The sequence below is a fragment of the Curvibacter lanceolatus ATCC 14669 genome (assembly GCF_000381265.1).
GTDB classification, from domain to species: Bacteria; Pseudomonadota; Gammaproteobacteria; order Burkholderiales; family Burkholderiaceae_C; genus Curvibacter; species Curvibacter lanceolatus.
The window spans coordinates 53,372-76,877 of record NZ_KB906262.1 but is presented as its reverse complement, the minus strand read 5'-3'; the positions used below and the strand labels follow the sequence as shown (position 1 = coordinate 76,877).

Below are 23,506 nucleotides of genomic sequence, written 5' to 3'. Positions count from 1 at the left end.
AAGGAACCAAAATCATGAGTCAATCCAGTGGTTTCGCACTCTTCGACCCGGCCCTGGTCAAGCCCGCCATCGGGCAGGCCTTTGCCAAACTCAACCCGCGTGTGCAATGGCGCAACCCGGTGATGTTCGTGGTCTACGTGGGCAGCCTGTTCACCACCGTGCTGGGCCTCCAGGCCCTGGGCGGTCAAGGTGAGGCCTCGCCCCTGTTCATCTTCAGCGTGGCGGTGTGGCTGTGGTTCACCGTGCTGTTCGCCAACTTCGCCGAAGCCCTGGCCGAGGGGCGCAGCAAGGCGCAGGCCGCCTCGCTGCGCAACATCCAGCAGACCGGATGGGCCAAGAAGATGCAGCACCCACGCCACGGCAGCCCCTGGCTGCCGCTGGAGTCGCCCCTGCTGCGCAAGGGGGATGTTGTGCTGGTCGAGGCGGGCGACGTGATCCCGCTCGACGGCGTGGTGATCGAAGGCGTGGCCTCGGTGGACGAATCGGCCATCACCGGCGAATCCGCCCCCGTGATCCGCGAATCGGGGGGTGACTTCTCGGCCGTCACCGGGGGCACGCGGGTGCTCTCCGACTGGCTGGTGGTGTGCATCGCAGTCAACCCGGGCGAGAGCTTCATCGACCGCATGATCAGCATGGTGGAAGGCGCCAAACGCCAGAAGACCCCCAATGAGATCGCGCTCAACATCCTGCTGGCGGCGCTGACCATCGTGTTCCTGGTGGTCACCGTGACGCTTCTGCCGTACTCGGTGTTCAGCGTGCAGGCCGCGCAAAGCGGCGCCCCGGTCACCATGACCGCCCTGGTGGCGCTGCTGGTGTGCCTGATCCCGACCACCATCGGCGGGCTGTTGAGCGCCATCGGCGTGGCCGGCATGAGCCGGATGATGCAGGCCAACGTCATCGCCACCTCGGGCCGCGCGGTCGAGGCAGCGGGCGACGTGGACGTGCTGATGCTCGACAAGACCGGCACCATCACCCACGGCAACCGCCAGGCCGCCACCCTGCTGCCCGGCATCGGCCACACCGAGGCCGCCCTGGCCCAGGTGGCGTGGCTGGCCTCGCAGTCCGACGAAACCCCGGAAGGCCGCAGCATCGTGACCCTGGCAGCGCAAAAGCTCAATGCATCGGCCCTGGAACGCCTGCAGACCGGCCTGGACCGGGCACTGCCCGTGCCCTTCACCGCCCAGACCCGCATGAGCGGCGTCGACCTGCCGGAGGGCGGCAGCACCCGGGTGCTGCGCAAGGGAGCGGTGGACGCCGTGCGCCGCCACGTGGAAGCCCTGGGCGGGCGCATGCCGCCCGAGCTGGTGCGCGCCGCCGAAGAAGTGGCGCGCCGAGGCAGCACGCCGCTGGTGGTGGCCGATGGCGCCGTGGCAGTGGGCGTGGTCGAGCTCAAGGACATCGTCAAGTCGGGCATCAAGGAGCGCTTCGAGGCCCTGCGCCGCATGGGCATCAAGACCGTGATGATCACGGGCGACAACCCGCTCACGGCGGCCGCCATCGCCGCCGAGGCCGGTGTGGACGACTTCCTGGCCGAAGCCACCCCCGAAGCCAAGCTGGCGCTGATCCGGCAATACCAGCAGCAGGGCCGCCTGGTGGCCATGACCGGCGACGGCACCAACGACGCCCCGGCCCTGGCCCAGGCCGACGTGGCCGTGGCCATGAACTCGGGCACCCAGGCCGCCAAGGAGGCAGCCAACATGGTCGACCTCGACTCCAACCCCACCAAGCTGCTGGAGGTGGTGGAGACCGGCAAGGCCCTGCTGATGACCCGCGGCTCGCTGACCACCTTCTCGATCGCCAACGACGTGGCCAAGTTCTTTGCCATCATCCCGGCCATCTTCGTGGTGACCTACCCGCAACTGGGTGCGCTCAACATCATGGCCCTGGCCAGCCCCAGCTCGGCCATCCTGTCGGCGGTGATCTTCAATGCGCTGGTGATCGTGTTCCTGATCCCGCTGGCGCTGCAAGGGGTGCGCTACCGAGCCATCGGCGCCGCCGCCCTGCTGCGCCGCAACCTGCTGATCTACGGCCTGGGCGGTCTGGTGGTGCCTTTTGCCGGCATCAAGCTGATCGACCTGCTGCTGGTGGCACTGCACCTTGCCTGAACCTCATCCAACCCTGACTCGAGAATCGCCATGTCTCCCATGCCTCATTCCATGCCTCCCCTGGTCCGACCCGCCCTGGTGTTCTTCATCGCCCTGAGCGTGCTCACCGGGGTGCTCTACCCCCTGGCCGTCACCGGCCTGGGCCAGGCCCTGTTCCCCGACCAGGCCAACGGCAGCCTGCTGCTGCGTGAGGGCCGCCCCGTGGGCTCGCGCCTGATCGGGCAGAGCTTTTCCGACCCCGCCCACTTCTGGGGCCGCCCCTCGGCCACCGGCCCCATGGCCTACAACGCCAGCGCCTCCAGCGGCTCCAACCAGGGCCCGCTGAACCCAGCCCTGACGGAAGCGGTGAAGGCCCGCATCGCCGCCCTGCGCGAGGCCGACCCCGATCAGAAAGCCCCGGTGCCGGTGGACCTGGTGACGGCTTCGGCCAGCGGGCTGGATCCGCACATCAGTCCGGCCACGGCGGCCTACCAATTGCCGCGCGTGGCCCGGGCACGCCACCTGGACCCGGCGCAGCTGCAGGCCTTGATCGAGCAGCACACCGAGCGCCCCCTGGTCGGCGTGCTGGGCGAAGCCCGGGTGAACGTGCTGACCCTCAACTTGGCGCTGGACGCGCTGCACTGAAAGGACGCTGACATGGCCTATGCCGCCTATGCCGAAGTCTTCGGCGCCAATGCCCTGGAAGATCAGGCGCTGCGCCCCTGCAAGCCTGAGCTGTGGGTGCTGGACTTGCGCGTGAGCGTTGATCTGGCACGCCAGGCGCGCCAGATCTTGGCAAGCTGCCCCGGCGTGGGTGTGCTGCGCTGCCGGCCACACCCCCTGATGCGTGAGGTCGACCTGGAGGTTCTGCTGCCGGCCCGGCAACATGCGGCCGTGGTGCACGCCGTGCTGGCCGGCCTGCCCAATGCCCAATTTGGACGCCTGCAGGATTGGGCGAGCGTGATGCGCCACCAAGGTGAACGCCATGCTGGATGATCTGGGCTTGGCCTTGTGCGCGCTGGCGGTGCTGGCCTTGCCCATGGCGCTGGCCTGGCTGCTGACCGGCCGGGCAAAATGAAGCCCCAAAGGAGTTCTGCTTGGCCTTAGCCACTGACGGTCGCCCCGACCCCGACCAATTGCTGGACCAGATCCGCGGCGCCGAAGCGCGCGCCACGCAGGGCCGCCTGCGCATCTATTTCGGTGCCAGCGCGGGCGTGGGCAAGACCTACGCCATGCTGGCCACGGCCCAGCGCGAGCTGGCCGCCGGGCGCGATGTGGTGGTGGGTGTGATCGAGACCCATGGCCGCGGCGACACCGCGGCCCAACTGGCCGGCCTGCCCAGCCTGCCCCTCAAAGAAGTGCCCTACCGCGGTCGCGTGCTGGGCGAGTTCGACCTCGACGCCGCGCTGGCCCGCCGGCCCCAGATCCTGCTGGTGGATGAACTGGCCCACGCCAATGTGGAAGGCAGCCGCCACCCCAAGCGCTGGCAGGACGTGAACGAGCTGCTGGAGGCCGGCATCGAGGTCTGGACGGCACTCAACGTGCAGCACCTGGAAAGCCTCAATGGCACGGTGGGCGCCATCACCGGCGTGCGCGTGCACGAGACCGTGCCCGACACCGTGCTGGACCGAGCCGACGAGATCATCCTGGTCGATGTCACGCCCGACGAGCTGCTGACGCGCCTGAAGGCCGGCAAGGTCTACCTGCCCCAGCAGGCCGAGCGGGCGGCGCAGAATTTCTTTCGCAAGGGCAACCTGATCGCGCTGCGCGAGATCGCCCTGCGCCGCACCGCCGAGCGGGTGGAAGACGATGTGCGCCACTACCGGGTGCAGCAGTCGCAAGGGCCCCAGCCGGTGTGGAACACCTCGGGTTCGCTGCTGGTGGGCGTGGACGAACTGGAGGGCGCCGAGCAGACCGTGCGCGCCGCGGCCCGGCTGGCCGGGCAGCTCAACGCACGCTGGCTGGCCACCTATGTCGAGACCCCGCGTCTGCAGCGCCTGCCCTCGGCCGAGCGCGACCGCATCCTGGCCGTGCTCAAGCTGGCCGAGGAGATGGGGGCCATCACCTCGGTGCTGGCCGGTGACGACATCGCGGCCGAGCTGCTCAAGCTGGCACGCCAGCAGAACTGCGCCACCGTGGTGCTGGGCCGGCCACGCCGGCGCCCGCGCTGGCGCGCCCCACTGGCGCGCCGGGTGGCCGACGCCGCCCCCGAGCTGGACCTGGTGGAAGTGGGCCGCAGCCCCGCCTCGCGCCGCCTGCCCAGCGCCCTGCCCCGCGAGGTCGAAGACGACACCCCGCCCGGGCTGCCACGCCGCTGGCTGCGCTACGCCACGGCGCTGGCGGTGTCGGTGCTCACCGCGGTGCTGGCCACGCCCCTGATCGGCTGGTTCGACCTGGCCAACATCGTGATGTTGTTCCTGCTGGGCGTGGTGGGCGTGGCGGTCAAGCTGGGGCGCGGGCCGGCGGCGCTGTCGGCCGTGCTCAACGTGGCGGCCTTCGACTACTTTTTCGTGCCGCCGCGCTTCTCGTTCGCGGTCAGTGATGTGCAGTACCTGCTGACCTTTGCCGTGATGCTGGCGGTGGGCCTGCTGACCGGGCAGTTGACCGCCGGGCTGCGCTTTCAGGCGCGCATCACGGCCGGGCGCGAACGCCGGGCGCGCTCGCTGTTCGAGCTGACACGCGAGCTGTCTTCGGCCCTGCAAAGCCAGCAGGTGGCCGAGATCGGCGAAGCCGCGGTGCGGGCCAGCTTCGGCGGCCAGGTGCGGGTGCTGCTCAGCGATGCCGACGACCACCTGCCGGCACCGCCCGAGCTGCCGCCGGGCTTTGACCTGGCCGTGGCCGACTGGGCCTTCCGCAACGGCCAGCCGGCCGGGCTGGCCACCAGCACACTGTCGGCCAGCGCCTGGCACTACCTGCCGCTGAAAGCCCCGATGCGCATCCGTGGCGTGCTGGCCTTGCAGCCGGCGCAGGCCCGCTGGCTGCTGATCCCCGAGCAGTTGCAGCAGCTCGACACCCTGGCCCGGCAGATCGCCATCGCCCAAGAGCGCGTGCACTACGTCGAAGTGGCCCAGCAGGCCCTGGTGCAGATGGAGTCCGAGAGCCTGCGCAGCGCCTTGCTGGCCTCTATCTCGCACGATGTGCGCACCCCACTCACCGCCCTGATCGGCCTGGCCGAATCACTGCGTGCCTCGCGACCAGCGCTGGATGCGGAGCAAGACCGCATGGCCCAGGCCATCACCGACGAGGCCCGCCAGTTGCACACCCTGGTCAGCAACCTGCTGGACATGGCGCGCCTGCAAAGCGGCGCCGTGAAGCTGCGCAGCGACTGGCAATCGGTCGAAGAGGTGGTGGGCGCCGCCATCCGCCTGGCCGCCCCGGCCCTGGCGGGCCGCCCCGTGCAGGTGCAGCTGCCGGCCGAGCTGCCGCTGGTGGAGTTTGACGCCACCCTGATGGAGCGGGTGCTGGTGAACCTGCTGGAGAACGCGGCCAAGTACGGCCAGCCGCCGATCGAGGTCCACGCCGGCGTCGAGCCCCAGGCCCTGTGGATCACGGTGCGCGATCACGGGCCCGGCCTGCCGGCCGCCATGCGCGGGCGCGAGCAAGCGTTGTTCGACACCTTCACCCGGGGCGAGCGCGAATCGGCCACGCCGGGCATGGGCCTGGGCCTGGCGATTGCCCGCGCCATCGTCGAAGCCCACCACGGCCAGATCACGGCCACCGATCTGTCGCAGCGCGGCGGCGGTGCAGAATTCACCCTGCGCCTGCCGCGCGGCACCCCGCCCGCCATCGACCCCACCGAGTGACCTGATTGCCATGCCCAGCCCCACCGCCATCCTGATCGAAGACGAGCCGCAGATCCGCCGCTTCGTGCGCGCCGCCCTGGAAGCCGAAGGCTGGGGGGTGCACGAGGCCGAAGGCCTGCGCCGCGGGCTGATCGAGGTGGGCACGCGCAAACCCGACCTGATCGTGCTGGACCTGGGCCTGCCCGATGGCGACGGGCTGGAGCTGATCCGCGATGTGCGTGGCTGGAGCCAGGTGCCCATCGTGGTGCTGTCGGCACGCAGCGACGAGGCCGACAAGATCGCTGCGCTGGATGCCGGTGCCGACGACTACCTGGCCAAACCTTTCGGCGTGGGCGAGCTGATGGCCCGGGTGCGTGCCAACCTGCGCCGCCCGCGCGGCCTGCCGGCCGAGGCCGGCCAGCACGGTGAGGCCGCCGATCCGGTGTTCCGCTTCGGCGGCGTGGAGATCGACCGGGTGGCCCGGCTGGTGCGACGCGATGGTCAGTTGGTGCACCTGACCCCGATCGAATACCGGCTGCTGTCGGTGCTGGTCACCCACGCGGGCCGGGTGCTCACCCACCGCCAACTGCTGCGCGAGGTGTGGGGCGCCTCGCACACCGAGCAAAGCCACTACCTGCGCATCTACATGGGCCACCTGCGGCAAAAGCTCGAACACGACCCGGCCCAACCGCGCCACTTGCTGACCGAAACCGCCGTGGGCTACCGGCTGCAGGTCGAGTGCTGAGCCCCTAGGGGCTGTCAGCTGCGCGGGGCGAACGCCGGCTCACGCTTGGCCAGAAAGGCCTGCACGCCTTCGGCAAACTCGGGCCGGTCGATCAGTTCGCGCTGGCGTTCGGCCTCGTAGCGCATCTGCTCGTTCAGGCTGTGGTGGGCGGCATGCTCGTACACGCTGCGGATCTCGCGCGCCGCATGGGCCGGCAGACGCGCCAGCCGCTGCGCCAGGGCCAAGGCCTGCTCGCCCAGCGCTGCATCGTCCACACAGGCCCAGGCCAGGCCCCATTGCGCGGCCTGCTCGCCTGACAAGCGCTCGCCCAGCAGCGACAGGGCCACCGCCCGTGAGCGGCCCAGCAGTCGCTCCAGGAACCAGGTGCAACCCAGGTCGGGCACGATGCCCAGGCGCGGCATGAAGGGCAGGTAGAAGTAGGCCGAGCGCGCCACCAGTACCACGTCAGCGGCCAGCGCCAGGCCCACGCCAGCCCCCGCACAGGGGCCATTGACGGCGCTCAGCACCGGGAAGGGCATCTGGCGCAGGTCTTCGATCAGGCGGTTGGACAAGGCCTCCATGGTGGCTGCGGTCTGCTCGCCCAGGCTCTGGCCGGCGGGGGGCGCCTGCATGCTGCCCAGATCGGCGCCCACACAAAAGCCCTTGCCCACCCCGGTGAGCACCAGGGCCCGCACGCTGCGGTCGTCGGCCAGGCGGGCCAGATGCGCACGCAGGGCCTGCTGCAGGGGCTGCGCGAGCGGGTTCAGGCGCTGGGGCAGATTCAGCCGCAGCACGGCCACCTCGCCATGGCGTTCTTCCAGCACGGGATCGTTGTCCGGGGTCATGGGGTCTCCTCCTCAAGGGGCGTCAAGGGGCGTCAAGGGGCGCGGCGCGCCAGGGCCTGGAGCTTGCGCAGCCCACCCACCACGCCCCCCGGCAGCACGAACATCAGCAGAATCAGCACCACCCCATAGACCGCCCAGGGCGCCGCCTTGGAGACCTTCTCGGCCAGGTTGGGCACGAACAAAATGAACAGCGCGCCATACAAGGCCCCCCACAGGGTGCCCACCCCGCCGACCACGATGCCCACCAGCAAGGAGATCGACAGGAACAGCGAGAACGAATCCGGTGACACGAACTGCACCGCAATCGCCGACAGCGCCCCGCCCACCCCGGTGTAGGCGGCCGACACCGCAAAGGCCGTGGCCTTGCAATGGCTGCGGTCCACCCCCATGGCCTCGGCGGCCATGGCGTGGTCGCGGATGGCGCGCCAGGCCCTGCCCCAACTGCCGCGCAGCAGGTTGTGTGCCAGCCAGAACAGCAGCAACGCCACGCCCAGCGCAAACAGGTACAGCCATTGGTCCGGGTCCAGGGGCAGGCCGAAGGGCGCGTCGGGCTTCATCAGCACCAGGCCCTGGGCGCCACCCGTCCAGGCCTCCAGGTGCTTGTACTTGAGCAGCTGGGGCATGGCCAGGCCCAGCGCGAACGTGGCCAGGGCCAGGTACAGGCCTTCGAGCTTGAGCGCGGGGCGGCCGAACAGGTAGCCGGCCCCACCGCAGACACAGAAGGCCGCGGGCACGGTGGCCCAGTACGGCAGGCCCGCGTGCTCCATCAGCGCCCCGGCGGCATACGCCCCCAGCGCGAAGAAGGCCCCATGACCCAGCGAGATCTGACCGTTGTAGCCGGTGAGGATGTTCAGGCCCAGCAAGGCCATGGCATACGACAGCACCATGGTGGCCTGGAACAGCTGGTAGCCCTTGAGCACAAAGAGCAGGCTCAGGGCCGGCGCCAGGGTGGCCAGCCACAGCCAGCGTGAGTGAAAAAATCCGGATGGGCTGGGCGCATTCAGCATGGGGGTCTTTCAGACACGGGTGACAAGGCGCCGCCCCAGCAGGCCCTGGGGCCGCACGATGAGCACGCCGATGATCAGGGCCAGGGCCACCGACAGCTTGAGCTCGGTGCCCACCACGTAGGTGCCGATCAGGTTCTCCAGCACGCCGACGATGAAGCCGCCCAGCACGGCGCCCACGGGGCTGTCGATGCCCCCGATCAGGGCCCCGGCGAAGGCATACAGCAGCACCCCCGTCATCATGTTGGGGTCGAGGAACACCACCGGCGCCACCATCATGCCGGCCACGGCACCGATGGCGCCGGCCAGGCCCCAACCCAGCATCAGCATGCGGCCGACCGAAATGCCCACCAGGCGCGACGACACCGGGTTCTGCGCCGCGGCGCGCAGCGCCAGCCCCACCCGGGTGAAGCGGAACAGGCCGAACAGCAGCGCCACCATCAGCAAGGCCACCACGATGGCGCCCACCTCGTGCGCCGACATCAGGGTGGAGCCGTACCAGGCATCGCGCGGAAACGGGCTTGGGAAGGGCTTGATGGTGTAGCCGAACAACCAGCCCGCCAGGCTGTGAAAGATCACCAGCAGGCCGATGAAGACCACCACCACCGACAGCTCGGGCGCCCGGTGCATGGGCCGGATGACCACGAACTCGACCGCTGCGGCCACAACAAACGACAGCAGCACCGTGAGCGCGAAAGCCCCCCAGTAGGGCAGGCCCGCGTCGATCAGCGCCCAGGCCACGAAGGTGGAGAACATGGCCATCTCGCCCTGGGCGAAATTGATGTGGTGGGTGGCCTGGTAGATCATCACCAGGGCCAGCGCCACGCTGGCGTAAATGCCCCCGGTGGCCAGGCCGGCCAGCAACTGGTGCAGGAATTCATTCATGGGGGGCCTCGCCTCATTCGCCCAGGTAGGCGCGCTGCACGGCCGGGTTGCTGCGCAGCTCGGCCGCACTGCCCGACAGCACCACGCGACCGGTCTCCAGCAGGTAGGCCTGGTGGGCCAGGGCCAGGGCCAGGCGCGCGTTCTGCTCGACCAGCAGGATGGTCACGCCCTCTTCCTGGTTGATGCGCCGCATGATCGAGAAGATGTCTTTCACCACCAGCGGGGCCAGGCCGAACGAAGGCTCGTCAAGCAAGAGCAGGCGCGGGCGGCCCATCAGGGCGCGGCCGATGGCCAGCATCTGCTGCTCGCCCCCCGACAGGGTGCCGGCCTGCTGCCGGGCCCGCTCATGCAGGCGCGGAAAGTAGCCGTAGATGCGCTCCATGTCGGCCTCGGCGCCCTGCTGGCTGGCACGGGCATGGCTGCCCAGGCGCAGGTTCTCCTCGGTGCTCAGGCCCAGGAAGGTGCCACGACCATCGGGCACGTGCCCCACGCCCAGGCGCGCGATCTGCTCGGTGCTGCAGGTCTCGATGGCCTGGCCGCCCAACACCACCTGCCCTGTGGTCTGCACCGACAAGCGACACAGGGCGCGCAAGGTGGTGGTCTTGCCGGCGCCGTTGGCACCCAGCAGCGCCGTCACCTGGCCCTGCGGCAGGTCCAGATCCAGGCCATGCAGCACCGGGGTGTTGCCGTAGCGGGCGTGCAGCCCACGCACCTGGAGCAAGGGGGCGCCTGCGGCGGCGGCTGGGGGTCTCATGCGGCCTCCTGCGGGGTGTCTTCGAGTTCGTCGCCCAGGTAGGCGCGGATCACCTCGGGATGCTGGCGCACTTCGGCCGGCCGGCCCTCGGCGATCTTCTTGCCGAAGTTCAGCGCCACCACCCGGTCAGACAGGCCCATCACCAGGCCCATGTGGTGCTCGACCAGCAGCACGGTCACGCCCAGGCGGTCGCGGATGTCGCGGATCAGCTCGCCCAGGCCTTGCAGTTCTTGGTGGTTGAGGCCGCAGGCCGGCTCGTCCAGCAGCAGCAACTGGGGCTCGGCCGCCAGGGCGCGCGCCAGCTCGACCCGCTTTTGCGTGCCGAAGGGCAGATCGGCCACAGGGCGTTCGGCGTCGTCGCCCAATTGCACGAAGTCGATCAGCTGCTGGGCCCGCTCGTGCGCCCGCGCCTCCAGCGCGGCCACGCCGGGCAGGCGCAGCGCATTGCGCCAAAGGCCCGCGTGATACCGGCTGTGGCAGCCCAGCAGCACGTTGTCGCGCACCGTCATGCTGCGGAACAGGGCCAGGTTCTGGAAGGTGCGCCCGATGCCCAGGCGCGCCATGCGGTGCCGCGGCAGCGCGGCCAGCGGCTGGCCCTCGAAACAGATGCGCCCGGCGCTGCATTCGTACAGGCGCGACAGGCAGTTGAACAAGGTGCTCTTGCCGGCGCCATTGGGGCCGATCAGGGCGCAGATCTCGCCGCGCCGCACCTCGAAGGACACACCATCGAGCGCCACGATGCCGCCAAAGCGCACCGTGACGTCTTCGACAGACAACAGGGGCTGGCCGGTGCTCATGCCGGGCTCAGAGCCGTTCGATGATGGTGACGTTGGCCATGCCGCCGCCCTCGCACATGGTCTGCAGACCGTAGCGTCCGCCGCGCCGCTTGAGGGCATGGATCAGGGTGCTCATGAGCTTGGTGCCCGAAGCACCCAGCGGGTGGCCCAGGGCAATGGCCCCGCCGTGCACGTTCAGGCGTTCGGGGTCGGCGCCCAGGGCTTTCAGCCAGGCCAGCGGCACCGAGGCAAAGGCCTCGTTGACCTCGTACAGATCGATGTCGGCGATGTTCAGGCCAGCCTTGCGCAGGGCCCGCTCGGTGGCCGGAATCGGGGCCTCCAGCATGATCACCGGATCGTGGCCCAGCACGCTCATGTGGTGGACGCGGGCCAGAGGTTGCAGGCCCAGGGCCTTGAGGCCGCGCTCGTTGACCACCAGCGCGGCGGTGGCGCCATCGCACACCTGGCTGGCATTGGCCGCGCTGATCACCCCGCCCTCCTGCAGCAATTTGACGCCCTGGATGCCAGCCAGCGTGGCATCGAAGCGGATGCCTTCATCCACGCTGTGCAGGCCGCCATCTTGGCTGCCACCCTGGCTACCATCGGCGCGCCGCACGGGCACCGGCACGATCTCGTCGGCAAAGGCGCCGGCCTCGGTGGCCGCGATGGCGCGCTGGTGGCTCAGCAGGGCAAACTGGTCGAGCGCGTCTTTGCCCAGGCCGTACTTGCGCGCCATCATCTCGGCACCGGTGAACTGGCTGAACACCACGTCGTGGTAGCGGCGGTTCACGCTCTCGCTCTGGTAGAAGCCCAGACCGGCCTTCTGCGCCAGGGCCGAGGGGCTGAACATCGGCACCCGGGTCATGGACTCGACGCCGCCGGCCAGCACGATGTCCTGCGCGCCCGACATCACGGCCTGGGCCGCAAAGTGCAGGGCCTGCTGCGAAGAGCCGCACTGCCGGTCGATCGAGGTGCCCGGCACCGCCTCAGGCAGGCGCGAGGCCAGCACCGCATTGCGCGCCACATTGGTCGACTGCTCGCCCACCTGGCTGACGCAGCCCAGGAACACATCGTCCACCAGCGCCGGGTCCATGCCGGTGCGGTCCAGCACGGCATCGATGACCTGGGCCGCGAGCTCCACCGGGTGCCAACCGGCCAGACGCCCGCCCCGGCGCCCTCCGGCAGTGCGAACAGCGGCAACCACATAGGCTTCGGTCATGGCGGGCTTCCTCGTCAAAAAGAGATCAGATGGCTGGATTGTTCGCCCACCCGACACGCTGGGGCGTCGTCGGAACAGACGATATTGCGGGGGTGCGGGGCCTCAGCGCGGCGCCATGCGGATGGCCCCGTCGAGGCGAATGCTCTCGCCGTTGAGGTAGCCGTTGAGGATCAGGCTCTCGGCCAGTTGGGCGTATTCGGCGGGTTGACCCAGGCGCTTGGGGAAGGGCACCGAGGCGGCCAGTGCTGCCTTGACATGTTCGGGCGCGCCTTGCAGCAGCGGGGTGTCGAAGATGCCGGGCAGGATGGTGTTGACGCGGATGCCCTCGTTCATCAGGTCGCGCGCAATCGGCAAGGTCATGCCCACGATGCCGGCCTTGGAGGCGGTGTAGGCGGCCTGGCCGATCTGGCCGTCTTGTGCGGCCACCGAGGCGGTGTTGACGATGGCGCCCCGGTCGCCGTCGGGCAGAGGCGCGAGGGTGAGCATGCCGGCCGCCGACTTGGCGATGCAGCGGAAGGTGCCCACCAGATTGATCTGGATGATGCGGTCGAAGTTGGCCAGCGGAAAGTGCCGAATCTCGCCCGTGGCCTTGTCGCGGCTGGCGGTCTTGACGGCATTGCCGGTGCCGGCGCAGTTGACCAGCACGCGCTCTTGCCCGTGGGCGGCGCGGGCCTGGGCAAAGCCGGCGTCGACCTGCGCCTCCGAGGTCACGTCCACCCGGCAGAACACCCCGCCGATCTCACGCGCCAGCGCTTCACCCTGGGCCGCGTTGAGATCGAACAGCGCCACCTTGACGCCGTGGCTGGCCAGACGCCGTGCCGTGGCCGCGCCCAGGCCCGAGGCCCCTCCGGTGACGACGGCGGCAATGCTGGAATCGAGTTGCATGGTGGGGCTCCTGGACGGGGATGCGTGGGGTTGTGATGCAAGACGAGTCTAGAAATCCAGCGACACCGATGCATCGTCCGAAGCGACGAAATAGCGAGAGGGGTTGGCGGGCCGGGTTGACGCGCAAGGCACCCGGCGCCACCGAGGTGACTCGCGCGTCTGGACTTGTGTCGCAGAATGCCCCACGCCCCACGCCCCACGCCCCACGCCCCCACGTCCACCAGATACAAGCCATGGATGCTGCCTCCGTCGCCCCGCCCACCGAGCCCGGCCCACCCGCGCGCGGCTTCGAGACCAAGCTGAACCCGCCCGCCCCCACCGCCACCCAGGTGGTGCGCGAGGGCCTGTGCCAAAGGATCACCGAAGGGGCAGGCCAGCTGGTGCTGGTGCGCGCCCCGGCCGGCTTTGGCAAGACCACGGCCATGGTGCAGGCCCAGGCGCGGTTCGAGGCCCAGGGCGTGAGCACGGCCTGGCTCACGCTGGACCGCTCCGACAACGACGTGTCGCGCTTTCTGGGCGGGCTGGACGAGGCGATCCAGCGCCTGGGCGCCACCGCGGCCGGTGCGGGTTCGACACTCGACGCGCTGCGCGCACTGGCCTTGTTTGACGAGCCCTTTGCCCTGTTTCTGGACGACTTCGAGGCGGTGCACGAGCCTGCCGTGCTGGGCCTGGTGCGCGAGATCATCGAACAGTTGCCGCGGCGCGGCCACCTGGTGCTGGGCTCGCGCAGCCTGCCGGCCCTGGGCCTGGGGCGGCTGCGGGCGCGTGGCAAGCTGATCGAGGTGGATGCCGAGCGCCTGCGCTTCAGCCTGGACGACACGGCCGCCTTTCTGGCACGCAGCCTGCCGCAGGGGCTGGGGGCCGACCTGCTGTACCGGCTGCACGAAAAGACCGAGGGCTGGATTGCTGCGCTGTGGCTGGCCTCGCTGGCGCTGGAACGGCAGGGCCAGCAGGCGCAGGCGGTGGAACAGTTCGTGGCGCGCTTTTCGGGCTCTGACCGGGCGGTGGCCGACTACCTGGCCGAAGACGTGCTGCAGCAACAACCACCCGAGGTGCGCAACTTTCTGCTGCGCAGCAGCATCCTGCGCCAGCTCGATGCCGAGGTGTGCGCGGCCCTGATGCCCCGAGCCGACTGCCAGCGCCTGCTGGCCCGGCTCGATGAGGCCCACCTGTTTCTGACCCCGGTGTCCAGCGAGCAGCGCACCTGGCGCTACCACAGCCTGTTTGCCGACTACCTGCGCAAGGAGCTGCAGCGCGAGTGGCCCGACGAAGTGGCGCGGCTGCACCTGGCGGCCGCGGGCTGGTACGAGGCCCAGGGCCGCCCCGTGCCCGCCATCGACCACGCCATCGAGGGCGGTGACCACCCGCTGGCGCTGAGCCTGCTGGACCAGCATGCCGAGTCGTTTCTGCGCGCCGGGCGCATGCGCCTGCTGGCGCGCTGGTTTGACGCCGTGCCCGCCCCGCTGCTGCACCAGCGCCCGGCGCTGGAGATGGTGGCGCTGTGGGCCACCTGCTTCACCCGCGGGCCCTGGGCGGCGGGCGAACAGCTGGAGCAGGCCCTGCTGCGCCACCCGAACGACCCGCAGGTGCTGGCCCAGGCCGCCTGCATGCGCCCCATGCTGCTGGCCATGCAGGACCAGAGCGAGCAGGCCCTGGCGATCGGGCGCGACAGCCTGAAGCGCCTGCCCACCGGACTGCCCTTTGCCGACAGCACCCTGCTCAATGCCATGGCCCACATCCTGTCGGTGATGGGCGACCCGGGCGAGGCGCAGCAACTGCTGGATGCGGCGCGGCGCGAGCAGGGTGGCGCCAGCACCTTCCACCGCATGTACACCGAGTCGACCGAGGGCCTGATGGACCTGCAGCAGGGACGACTGCGCCAGGCCACGGCGCGCTTTCGGCTGGCCGTGGATGCCACCCACGCGGTGAACTACAACCACACCCACGGCAACGCCTGGGCCGGGGTGTTCTATGCCTGCGCGGTGTACGAGGCCAATCAGCTCGACCAGGCGGACCACCTGCTGAATGTGTACCTGCCGCTGGCCCGCGATGTGGGCCTGCCCGACCACATGATCCTGAGCCACGCGATGCGCTCGCGCATCGCCTTCGTCAGCGGCGACGTGGATGCCGCCTCGCTGGCCCTGACCGAGCTGGAGTACCTGGGCCACCAGCGCAAGCTGCCGCGGGTGGTGGTGGGCGCCAAGCTGGGGCGGGCCCGCCTGCTGCTGCGCCAGGGCAACACGGCCGCAGCGCGCGACGAGCTGCGCCGGGCCGAAGACCCCACCGTGTGGGCCCGTGAAGAACGGCTGCGCCTGCTGGCGCACGACATCGAGTACCTGGGCCTGGCGCGGCTGCGCTGGCAGATTGAGGCGGGCCAGGCCAGCGAGGCGCTGCCGGCGCTGGAGCGCGAGATCGCGGCAGCCCAGGCGGTGGCCCGCAACCGGCGCCTGCTGAGCCTGCGCGTGCTGCGCAGCCTGGCCCTGGCGCGCAGCGGCGACACCCCGGCCGCCGTGACCCAGATCGGCCAGGTGCTGCAGCAGGCCAGTGCCGAGGGCTTCATGCGCCTGATCCTGGACGAGGGCCCGGCCGTGGGCCCGCTGGTGCAGCGCTACCAGGCCCTGCACGACAGCGGCACGGTGCGCGACCCCATCCTGGGCGACTACCTGCAACGCCTGTTGCAGGCCTTTGGCCCCCTGCCTTGCGAGACCGACAGCACCCCGGACAAGCCCGACGCCCCTGCGCGAGGACTGGCGGAGCCGCTCACCCGCAAGGAACTGCACGTGCTGCAACTGCTGGTGGAGGGCTACTCGAACAGCGCCATGGCCGAGAAGCTGTTCGTGTCTGATAGCACCGTGCGCACCCACCTGCGCAACATCTTTGCCAAGCTGGGGGCGCACAGCCGCACGCAGGCGGTGGCCTTGGCGAGGCGCCTGAAGTTGATTCCCCCTTGAACCCCTTGAGGCAGCGGTTCCTGGCTCAGGCGAGTCCTTCAGGCTGACGCTGACGCCGGTCTTCTGCGTTGCGCTTCTGGATGTTGTGGCGAGCCTGGTCCCAGTCGTCGTCGGTCCAACTGGCCATGCGAGAGAAGTTGCCGCCGGTGGCCTGGAACTGTGCGCCATCGATGGCGATCGTCTGGCCGGTGAGGTATTCCGATCCCGGACCCAGCAGAAAGACGGCCAGATTGGCCAGCTCGGGCATGCGGCCTGTGCGGCCCATGGGGTTGCCAACGGCTTGGTGCTCGCCGCCTTGCGGGTTGAGCCGCGCGCTCATGCCCTCGGTGGGGAACAGGCCCGGTGCAATGGCATTGAAGCGGATGCCACGGCCGCCCCACTCCACCGCCAGCGACTGGGTCATGGCATGAACACCGGCCTTGGCCATGGCCGAGGGCACGGTGTAGGGCGACCCGTTCCAGACCCAGGTGGTGAGGATGGACAGCACCGAGGCCTTCTGCCCCGCCGCCAGCCAGCGTTTGCCACACTCCAGCGTGAGCACGAAGCTGCCGCGGAACACGATGCTGGCGATGGCATCGAAGGCGCGCGGTGACAGGTCTTCGGTGCGACTGATGAAGTTGCCCGCCGCGTTGTTGAGCAGGCCGGTCAGGGCGCCGCCGTCGTCCCAGATCTGCTGCACCATGGCCGCGATGGCGGCCTCGTCGCGGATGTCGCACACCAGGGGCACGACACGACCACCGTGGGCCGCCATCAGCTCGTTGGCCGTGGCCTCCAGCACATTGGCGCGGCGGCCGCAGATGTAGATCTCGGCCCCGAGGATCAGCAGCGCCTCGGCCATGACCCGGCCCAGGCCGGTGCCGCCGCCGCTGACCAGAATGCGTTGGCCGGCCATGAGGCCGGGTTGGTAGATCAGGTCGTCCAGAGTCATGAGGGGTCTCCCAAAAGTTCCGCGTCCGTCTCAGCGTTCGCGGTAGCGCGGCGGGCGCTTGCCCAGAAAGGCCTCGATGCCTTCCTGGAAGTCGTCTGTCTGGCTGCACAGGATCTGGTTGCGGTCTTCCAGCGCCACCACGGCCTCCAGGCTGGCGGCGTCCACCGCATGGCCCAGGGCGTCCTTGGTCAGGCGCAGGCCCAAGGGGCTGGCGCGCAGCATGTCGTGGGCCAGCGCACGGGCCTCCTGCTGCAACTCGGCCCAGGGGGCCACGGTGCTGACCAGGCCCAAGGCTTGGGCCCGGGCCGCGTCCATGAAGCGCCCCGTGAGCAGGTAGTGCGCCGCCACCGAGCTGCCTACCATGCGGGGCAGAAAGTAGCTGACGCCGACATCGCAGGCCGACAGGCCGATGCGGATGAAGGCTGCATTGAAGCGCGCATCGGGCGTGGCCAGGCGGATGTCGGAGGCCAGCGCCAACGCAAAGCCGCCCCCGCTGGCCGCGCCCTGCACCAGGCTGATGATGGGCTGCGGGCAGCGGCGCATGGCGATCATGATGTCGCGCAGATCGCGCTGCACCTCGAGCATGCGGGGCACACCCAGGGCGCGGGCATCGGGGGCCTCTTTCAGGTCCAGTCCGCTGCAGAAGGCGCTGCCGGCGCCCTGCAGCAGCACCACCCGCAGTTCTGGGCGGCGGTACAGCGCCTGAAAGTAGGTCAACAGGGCCTGCACCAGCGCTGGGTTGAGGGCGTTCAGGCGCTCGGGGCGGTTCAGCGTGAGGCAGGCCACGGCGCCTTCTTCGCGCACCTGCAGCACCGGCTCAGTCATGGGAGGCCCCGGTGGGCAGGACGGCGCTCAGGGCGTCTGCATCAAGGCCCCATCGGCGCAACAGCTCAGCCGCGGTCGGCGCCGGGCGGGTACCAGGCTGATCGGGCACGCTGCGGCTGAAGCGCGGGGCCGGCGCGGGCTGGGTCAGGCCATGGGCGGTCACGAAGGTGGCACGGGCCTGGTTGTGCGGGTGCTGCGGGGCCTCGTCCCAGTCGAGCACAGGGGCAAAGCAGGCATCGCTGCCCTCCAGCAGGGCACACCACTCGTCTCGTGTGCGGGTGCGGAACACATCGGCCAGGCGCAGCTTGAGCAGAGGCCAGGCGGCGGGGTCCATCTGAGCATCGAAGGCGGGGTCGTCGGCAATGCCACAGCGCTCGCGCAACAAGGCATAGAACTGGGGCTCGATGGCGCCGATGGCGACGTAACGCCCGTCGGCGCAGGCATAGGTGTCGTAAAAGTGGGCCCCGCCATCGAGCAGGTTCTCGCCACGCTGGTTGCTCCAGCGCCCCGCGGCCTTGAAGCCATACATCATGGCCGAGAGCAAGGCCGCACCATCGGTCATGGCCGCATCGATCACCTGCCCCTGGCCCGAGCGCTGTGCCTCGTAAAGCGCACTGAGCACGCCAAAGGCCAGCAGCATGGCGCCGCCCCCGAAATCACCCACCAGATTGAGCGGCGGCACCGGTCCTTCGCCGCTGCGGCCGATGGCATGCAGGGCCCCGCTGAGGGCGATGTAGTTGATGTCGTGCCCGGCGGCCTGGGCCAGCGGTCCGTGCTGGCCCCAGCCGGTCATGCGGCCATAGACCAGGCGCGGATTGCGCTGCAGACAGGGTTCAGGCCCCAGGCCCAGGCGCTCCATGACGCCGGGGCGAAAGCCCTCGATCAACACATCAGCCCGCTCGATCAGACCGAGCACCTGGTCTGCCGCCCCGGCGGCGCGCAAATCCAGCGCAAGGTGGGTGCGGCCCCGGGCCAGGATGTCGTGGGGCGTGTGGGGTGTGCCAGGCCGCTCGATGCGCAGAACCTCGGCGCCCATGTCGGCCAGCAGCATGGCGCAAAAAGGGCCTGGCCCCAGACCGGCCATCTCGATCACCTTGAGCCCTTGCAGTGGACCGGCCATGTGCGTCTCCTGCCGCCACAGTGGCGACTGTTGTGGTCACCATGATGGTTCAGTCCAGGCGCCGTTTGCATCGTCGGAACAGACGAAACTGCAGCAACGGTGATGGCGGTTCAACGGCACCTCAACGGTGTTTGCGACCCAGCTTGGGGGTCAGGCGCGGGAGCTTCTGGGCTTCGGACTTCAGGCGCCGCTCCAGCTTCTTGGCGTCTTCAGCCGCCGGAAAATCTTCGGGCACGATGTCGCGCTGGGTCAGCAGTTTGCGCACATCGCGGTTGTTCTTGACGTGTTCACGGGTGATGCCGGGCTCGCCCTGCAGGTCCTGTTGTTTGACCTGGGTGTTGGTGATTTCGTTGGCGAAGTCCTTCGCCTTGATGGTGATGGTGGGCAGGAAGTCTGCCAGGGGCCGGCTCCCAGGCACTTCAAGGCGCTGTTTCATGTCCTGGGTGCTCAGGCCGCCAAACAAGGCTGCATCGCCTCGGCTGAGAATGCGACTGAAGCCGGGGCTGTCGATACCGCGCTCGAACAAGACGCCTGACAACTCCTTTTGCGAGAGCGTCAGCTTCTCGCGGGCGCGCAAGCGTTCCCATTCGGCCATGCGGGTTTCGATCAGTTCCTGCTTGCGGGTTTGTACCGCGAAGTAGGTCATGGCAAAGGCGACAGCATCCTTGCGTGGGTCGCCGTTCTGGGCAATGAGGTAGCAGGCATAGCGGGTCAGTGCGATGTCACTCACTTCACGCTCAGCCGTCTTGCCGACTTCGATCATCTTGTTGACGTCAACAAAATGATCCGTCACAGCCTGCCCAGCGTTCTGACAGGCCACCTTGGCCTTGTCGATCACGAGATCAAAGTTGCGCCATTCCTTGTAGCCCAGCAGGACTTGCAACTCGCGAGCCAGCCAATATTCCACGCCGTCGTTCTGGCGTGCACAGTCCTCAAAGTTCTTGTGAAGTTGGTGAATGACTTCCTTTTTCATGGGGTCTCCCTGGAGTGAGGGCGCGTGCCCCCGGTTTGGAAAACCCCATGTTGACGTGCCGGTTGCCAGGCCCTTGGCTCCGGCAGGCTGAGCGTCGGTGCCTGCGGGTCAGGCGGCGCGCACCTCAATGCCCTTGAACTGGCCGGCCTGCGCCCCCCCTGGCGGGCGCGGGTAGCGCTGAGGGTCCAGGCGGTGCAGCAGCTCGGCCTCGCGCTGGCGGGCGCGCTCGACGTTGCGCGCCTTGACGTGACCGAAGCCGCGCATGGACAGCGGCAGGGCGAGCAGTTCCAGCGCCAGGGGCAGTCGCTCGGCGTTGATCAGGGGCAGCAGTTCGTGCACACGGGCCTCGTAGGCCTGGATCAGCGCGCGCTCCATGCGGCGTTCATCGGTGTGCCCGAACACGTCCAGCAGGGTGCCGCGCAAGACCTTGCCGCGCGCCAGCAGGCGCATGGCCGGCAGCATCCAGGCCCCCAGGCGCAGCTTGGCCGGTGGCTGGCCCTGGCGGCCGCGTGCGAGCAGCGGAGGGGCCATGTGGAATTCAAGTTGCAGCTCGCCCTCGAACTGCTGGGCCAGGGCCTCACGGAAGGCCGGTGTGCTGTAAAGGCGGGCCACCTCGTACTCGTCTTTGTAGGCCATGAGCTTGAGCGCGCTGCGCGCCACGGTCTGGCTCAGGGCGCCACCTGCGGGCAGACCCAGGGCCAGCTCGCGCGCCAGCACGGCTTGCACGAGATCCTCGTGCCGGCGGGCATAGGCCGCACTCTGGTAGGCACGGAGCAGATCACGGGCCTGGCGGCGCAGGGCCGCCAGATCGTCTGGCGCCTGCGTCGCCTTGTTCTGCGCGGGGGCCTCCAGCAGACTCTGGCAAAGCTCGGGCCGGGCGGCGGCCAGGCGCCCCAGCGAAAAGGCCAGCAGGTTGGTGGGCACGGCCACACCATTGAGTTCGATGGCGCGTTGCATGGCCACCAGGCTCAAGGGCACCAGGCCACGTTGCCAGGCGTAGCCCATGGCCAGGATGTTGGCCACGATGGTGTCACCCAGATAGTCTTCGGCCAGTGCTTGCGCGTCAAAGGTTTCGAGCTGGCCCGGGCCGGCCGCGAACTCGAGCTTGTCGAGCAGGCGATCGACCTGCAGGCTGGCATCGGGGTTGCGGATCGATTCGGCGACCGGCACCTCGTGGGTGTTGACCAACAGGCGGGTGCGACCGCGGCGCACGGTCTGCAAGGCCTCGGGCGAGGCGGCGACGACGATGTCGCAGGCCAGCACGGCATCGGCCTGCTGGGTGTCGATGCGCACCTGGTTCAGGCGCTCGGGCCGATCGGCCAGGCGCACGAAGGACAGCACCGAGCCGCCCTTTTGCGCAAAGCCCATGAAGTCGAGCACGCTGGCGCTCTTGCCCTCGAGGTGGGCCGCCATGGCGATCACGGCGCCCACGGTGACCACACCGGTGCCGCCCACGCCGGTGACCAGCAGGTCATAGGGAGCATCCCAGACATGGGCCGCGGGCTGGGGCAGTGCGGCCACATGCTGCTCGAAGGCCGCCGAGGCGGCTTGCAAGGCCCCCATCTTGCGCCTGGGCTGAGCGCCGCTGACGCTGACAAAGCTGGGGCAGAAGCCCTTGGCGCAGGAGTAGTCCTTGTTGCAGCTGCTCTGGTCGATGCGGCGCTTGCGCCCCAGCGGGGTTTCGTGCGGCAGCACGGCCACGCAGTTGCTCTGGGCCGAGCAGTCGCCACAGCCTTCACAGACCGCGTCGTAGATGAACAGGCGACGCGACGGATCGACCAGTTGGCCCTTCTTGCGGCGGCGGCGTTTTTCGGCGGCGCAGGTCTGCTCGTAGATCAGCACGGTGACGCCCGGGGCTTCGCGCAGACGGCGCTGCACCGCATCGAGCTGGCTGCGGTCGTGGAACTCAGTGCCGGCCGGAAAGCGCTCGCGCTGTGCGTCGTACTTGGCGATGTCGTCAGACAGCACCACCACCTGCTTCACGCCCTCGCTCTCGACCTGGCGGGCAATGGCATCGACGCTGATCACACCGTCCACGGGCTGCCCCCCGGTCATGGCCACGGCATCGTTGAACAGGATCTTGTAGGTCAGCGTGGCCTGGGCGGCCACGGCCTGGCGGATGGCCAGGTAGCCCGAGTGGTAGTACGTGCCATCGCCCAGGTTCTGGAACACATGCGGCGTGCGGGTGAACATCGAGTGCGAGACCCAGTCCACGCCCTCGCCCCCCATCTGGATCAGGCCGGCGGTGTCGCGCTCCATCCAGTTGGCCATGAAGTGGCAGCCGATGCCGGCCCGCGCGGTCGAGCCCTCGGGCACCACGGTCGAGGTGTTGTGCGGGCAACCCGCACAGAAGTAAGGCAGGCGCTTGACGCTGTCGGCGCTGTTGGCCAGCAGCGGGGCGGGCACGAAGTCGACCACGTGGCGGCGGTGGTCGTTGAAGGTCGTGTTGTCCGGGAAATGCCGCAGCAGCCAGTCGGCCATCAACTCGATCAGGCGCGAGGGGCGCAGCTCGCCCAGGGCCGAGACCAGGGGCCGGCCTTGCGCATCGTGCTTACCGACCAGGGCCGGGCGGGCTTCGGGCGGGGCGTTGTAGAACAGCTCGCGCAGCTGCTGCTCGACCACCGCACCCTTCTCTTCGATCACCAGGATCTCGCGCAGGCCCTGCGCAAAGGCACGCACGCGGGTGGTCTCGATGGGGAAGGACAGACCCACCTTGTACAAACGCACGCCGGCGGTGGCAAGCATGGCGGGGCTGATCTCGAGGCGGCGCAGCACCTCCATGAGGTCGTAGTGGGCCTTGCCGCAGGTGATGATGCCGACCTGGGCATGGGGCGATTCGATGATGTGCCGGTCGATGCTGTTGACCTGGGCAAAGGCGGCCACCGCAGCCAGCTTGTCGGCCAGGCGCGACTCGATGCGCAGCGAGGGCAGATCGGGCCACCGGTAGTGCAGACCGTCGGCGGGTGGCTGGTGGCCGGTGAGAGCACGCACCGCCTCGGCACCCTGCCATTGCGCCACGCGGGCGTTGATCTCGTCGAGGTTGACGGTGGCGCCGCTTTCCACCACCTCGGACAGCGCGGTCAGCCCCACCCAGTTGCCGCTGTAGCGCGACAGGGCCCAGCCATACAGGCCGAACTCCAAGTACTCGGCCACATTGGCCGGCGAGACCACGGGCATGTGAAAGGCCTGCAGCAGCTGATCGCTCTGGTGCGGCATCGAAGACGACACGCAGCCGTGATCGTCCCCCGCCACCACCAACACCCCACCCTGTGGCGACGAGCCATAGGCGTTGCCGTGCTTGAGGGCATCGCCGGCGCGGTCGACGCCGGGGCCCTTGCCGTACCACATGGCGTAGACGGCATCGACGGTGCGCTCGGGGTCGGACTCGACGCGCTGGGTGCCCAGCACCTGGGTGGCGCCCAGTTCTTCGTTGATGGCGGGCACGAAGCGCACCCCATGGTCGGAGAATTTTTTTCCGACCTTCCAGATCGCCTGGTCGAGCATGCCCAGGGGCGAGCCCCGGTAGCCGCTGACAAAGCCCTGGGTGTTCAGGCCCTGGGCCGCGTCACGGCTGCGCTGCATCAGCAGCAGGCGCACCAGGGCCTGGGTGCCGGTGAGAAACACCTGGCCGTGCTCAGCCCACAGGTTGTCGGACAGTTTGAAATCTGGGCGCAGCGCAGGGGCTTGCGGCGCCATCAAGGTGGCTTGTGTCTCCATGTTCTTCTCGCGCCTCGCAGGGCCTTGGGGAAGC

18 protein-coding genes are annotated in these 23,506 nt (G+C 69.3%); 6 read left to right on the top strand and 12 right to left on the bottom strand.

Annotated elements, in window-relative coordinates; translation table 11 throughout:
- Positions 1 to 14 precede the first annotated feature (14 nt).
- The 5 genes from kdpB to kdpE all read left to right on the top strand — a co-directional run bounded on the left by kdpB (position 15) and on the right by kdpE (position 6,611).
- Complete coding sequence (gene kdpB / locus F624_RS0117900) at positions 15 to 2,105, top strand: potassium-transporting ATPase subunit KdpB (RefSeq protein ID WP_019575709.1); 2,091 nt, start codon at positions 15 to 17, stop codon at positions 2,103 to 2,105.
- Between the two features lie 51 nt (positions 2,106 to 2,156).
- Positions 2,157 to 2,729 carry a potassium-transporting ATPase subunit KdpC gene (gene kdpC / locus F624_RS0117895; protein ID WP_019575708.1) on the top strand — a complete coding sequence of 191 codons (573 nt, stop codon included), beginning with the start codon at positions 2,157 to 2,159 and terminating at the stop codon, positions 2,727 to 2,729.
- Between the two features lie 12 nt (positions 2,730 to 2,741).
- The gene (locus F624_RS0117890) at positions 2,742 to 3,080 is read left to right on the top strand and encodes a hypothetical protein (protein WP_019575707.1); all 339 of its coding nucleotides are present in this window, start codon (positions 2,742 to 2,744) and stop codon (positions 3,078 to 3,080) included.
- Between the two features lie 101 nt (positions 3,081 to 3,181).
- Positions 3,182 to 5,887: a DUF4118 domain-containing protein gene (locus tag F624_RS0117880; RefSeq protein WP_031255429.1), complete on the top strand. Its 2,706-nt coding sequence runs from the start codon at positions 3,182 to 3,184 to the stop codon at positions 5,885 to 5,887.
- Positions 5,888 to 5,897: 10 nt separating this feature from the next.
- The gene (gene kdpE, locus F624_RS0117875; RefSeq protein ID WP_019575704.1) at positions 5,898 to 6,611 is read left to right on the top strand and encodes a two-component system response regulator KdpE; all 714 of its coding nucleotides are present in this window, start codon (positions 5,898 to 5,900) and stop codon (positions 6,609 to 6,611) included.
- 14 nt (positions 6,612 to 6,625) lie between these two features.
- Here kdpE and F624_RS0117870 read toward each other — a convergent pair whose 3' ends face one another.
- From F624_RS0117870 to F624_RS0117840, 7 genes are all read right to left on the bottom strand, one after another.
- On the bottom strand, positions 6,626 to 7,435 hold the full coding sequence (locus F624_RS0117870) for an enoyl-CoA hydratase-related protein (RefSeq protein ID WP_019575703.1): 810 nt from the start codon (positions 7,433 to 7,435) through the stop codon (positions 6,626 to 6,628).
- 32 nt (positions 7,436 to 7,467) lie between these two features.
- Entirely contained in the window at positions 7,468 to 8,442 is a 975-nt protein-coding gene (locus tag F624_RS0117865; RefSeq protein WP_019575702.1) for a branched-chain amino acid ABC transporter permease, read from the bottom strand.
- Positions 8,443 to 8,451: 9 nt separating this feature from the next.
- Positions 8,452 to 9,324 (bottom strand): branched-chain amino acid ABC transporter permease, encoded by an 873-nt coding sequence (locus F624_RS0117860; protein ID WP_019575701.1) that lies wholly within the window; start codon positions 9,322 to 9,324, stop codon positions 8,452 to 8,454.
- Positions 9,325 to 9,337: 13 nt separating this feature from the next.
- Positions 9,338 to 10,078 carry an ABC transporter ATP-binding protein gene (locus F624_RS0117855; protein WP_031255428.1) on the bottom strand — a complete coding sequence of 247 codons (741 nt, stop codon included), beginning with the start codon at positions 10,076 to 10,078 and terminating at the stop codon, positions 9,338 to 9,340.
- On the bottom strand, positions 10,075 to 10,875 hold the full coding sequence (locus F624_RS0117850) for an ABC transporter ATP-binding protein (RefSeq protein ID WP_019575699.1): 801 nt from the start codon (positions 10,873 to 10,875) through the stop codon (positions 10,075 to 10,077). Before F624_RS0117850 ends, F624_RS0117855 begins: the two co-directional genes overlap by 4 nt.
- A 7-nt stretch (positions 10,876 to 10,882) precedes the next feature.
- Positions 10,883 to 12,073, bottom strand: a complete 1,191-nt coding sequence (locus tag F624_RS0117845) for an acetyl-CoA C-acetyltransferase (RefSeq protein WP_019575698.1) — start codon at positions 12,071 to 12,073, stop codon at positions 10,883 to 10,885.
- A 102-nt stretch (positions 12,074 to 12,175) separates the two neighbouring features.
- Positions 12,176 to 12,958, bottom strand: coding sequence for an SDR family NAD(P)-dependent oxidoreductase (locus tag F624_RS0117840; RefSeq protein ID WP_019575697.1), 783 nt, complete (start codon positions 12,956 to 12,958; stop codon positions 12,176 to 12,178).
- A gap of 233 nt (positions 12,959 to 13,191) precedes the next feature.
- Here F624_RS0117840 and F624_RS0117835 point away from each other — a divergent pair, with 233 nt between their 5' ends.
- Entirely contained in the window at positions 13,192 to 15,909 is a 2,718-nt protein-coding gene (locus tag F624_RS0117835; RefSeq protein WP_019575696.1) for a winged helix-turn-helix domain-containing protein, read from the top strand.
- A gap of 25 nt (positions 15,910 to 15,934) precedes the next feature.
- Here the strand turns inward: F624_RS0117835 and F624_RS0117830 are convergent, their stop codons facing one another.
- From F624_RS0117830 to F624_RS0117810, 5 genes are all read right to left on the bottom strand, one after another.
- On the bottom strand, positions 15,935 to 16,837 hold the full coding sequence (locus F624_RS0117830) for an SDR family oxidoreductase (protein ID WP_019575695.1): 903 nt from the start codon (positions 16,835 to 16,837) through the stop codon (positions 15,935 to 15,937).
- Between the two features lie 30 nt (positions 16,838 to 16,867).
- Positions 16,868 to 17,662, bottom strand: a complete 795-nt coding sequence (locus tag F624_RS0117825; RefSeq protein WP_019575694.1) for an enoyl-CoA hydratase/isomerase family protein — start codon at positions 17,660 to 17,662, stop codon at positions 16,868 to 16,870.
- Positions 17,655 to 18,782 (bottom strand): CaiB/BaiF CoA transferase family protein, encoded by a 1,128-nt coding sequence (locus tag F624_RS0117820; protein ID WP_019575693.1) that lies wholly within the window; start codon positions 18,780 to 18,782, stop codon positions 17,655 to 17,657. The genes F624_RS0117825 and F624_RS0117820 overlap by 8 nt, the downstream gene beginning before the upstream one ends.
- A 121-nt stretch (positions 18,783 to 18,903) precedes the next feature.
- Positions 18,904 to 19,755, bottom strand: coding sequence for a DNA damage-inducible protein D (gene dinD / locus F624_RS0117815; RefSeq protein ID WP_019575692.1), 852 nt, complete (start codon positions 19,753 to 19,755; stop codon positions 18,904 to 18,906).
- Between the two features lie 108 nt (positions 19,756 to 19,863).
- Positions 19,864 to 23,472 carry an indolepyruvate ferredoxin oxidoreductase family protein gene (locus tag F624_RS0117810; RefSeq protein WP_019575691.1) on the bottom strand — a complete coding sequence of 1,203 codons (3,609 nt, stop codon included), beginning with the start codon at positions 23,470 to 23,472 and terminating at the stop codon, positions 19,864 to 19,866.
- Between the last annotated feature and the right edge of the window lie 34 nt (positions 23,473 to 23,506).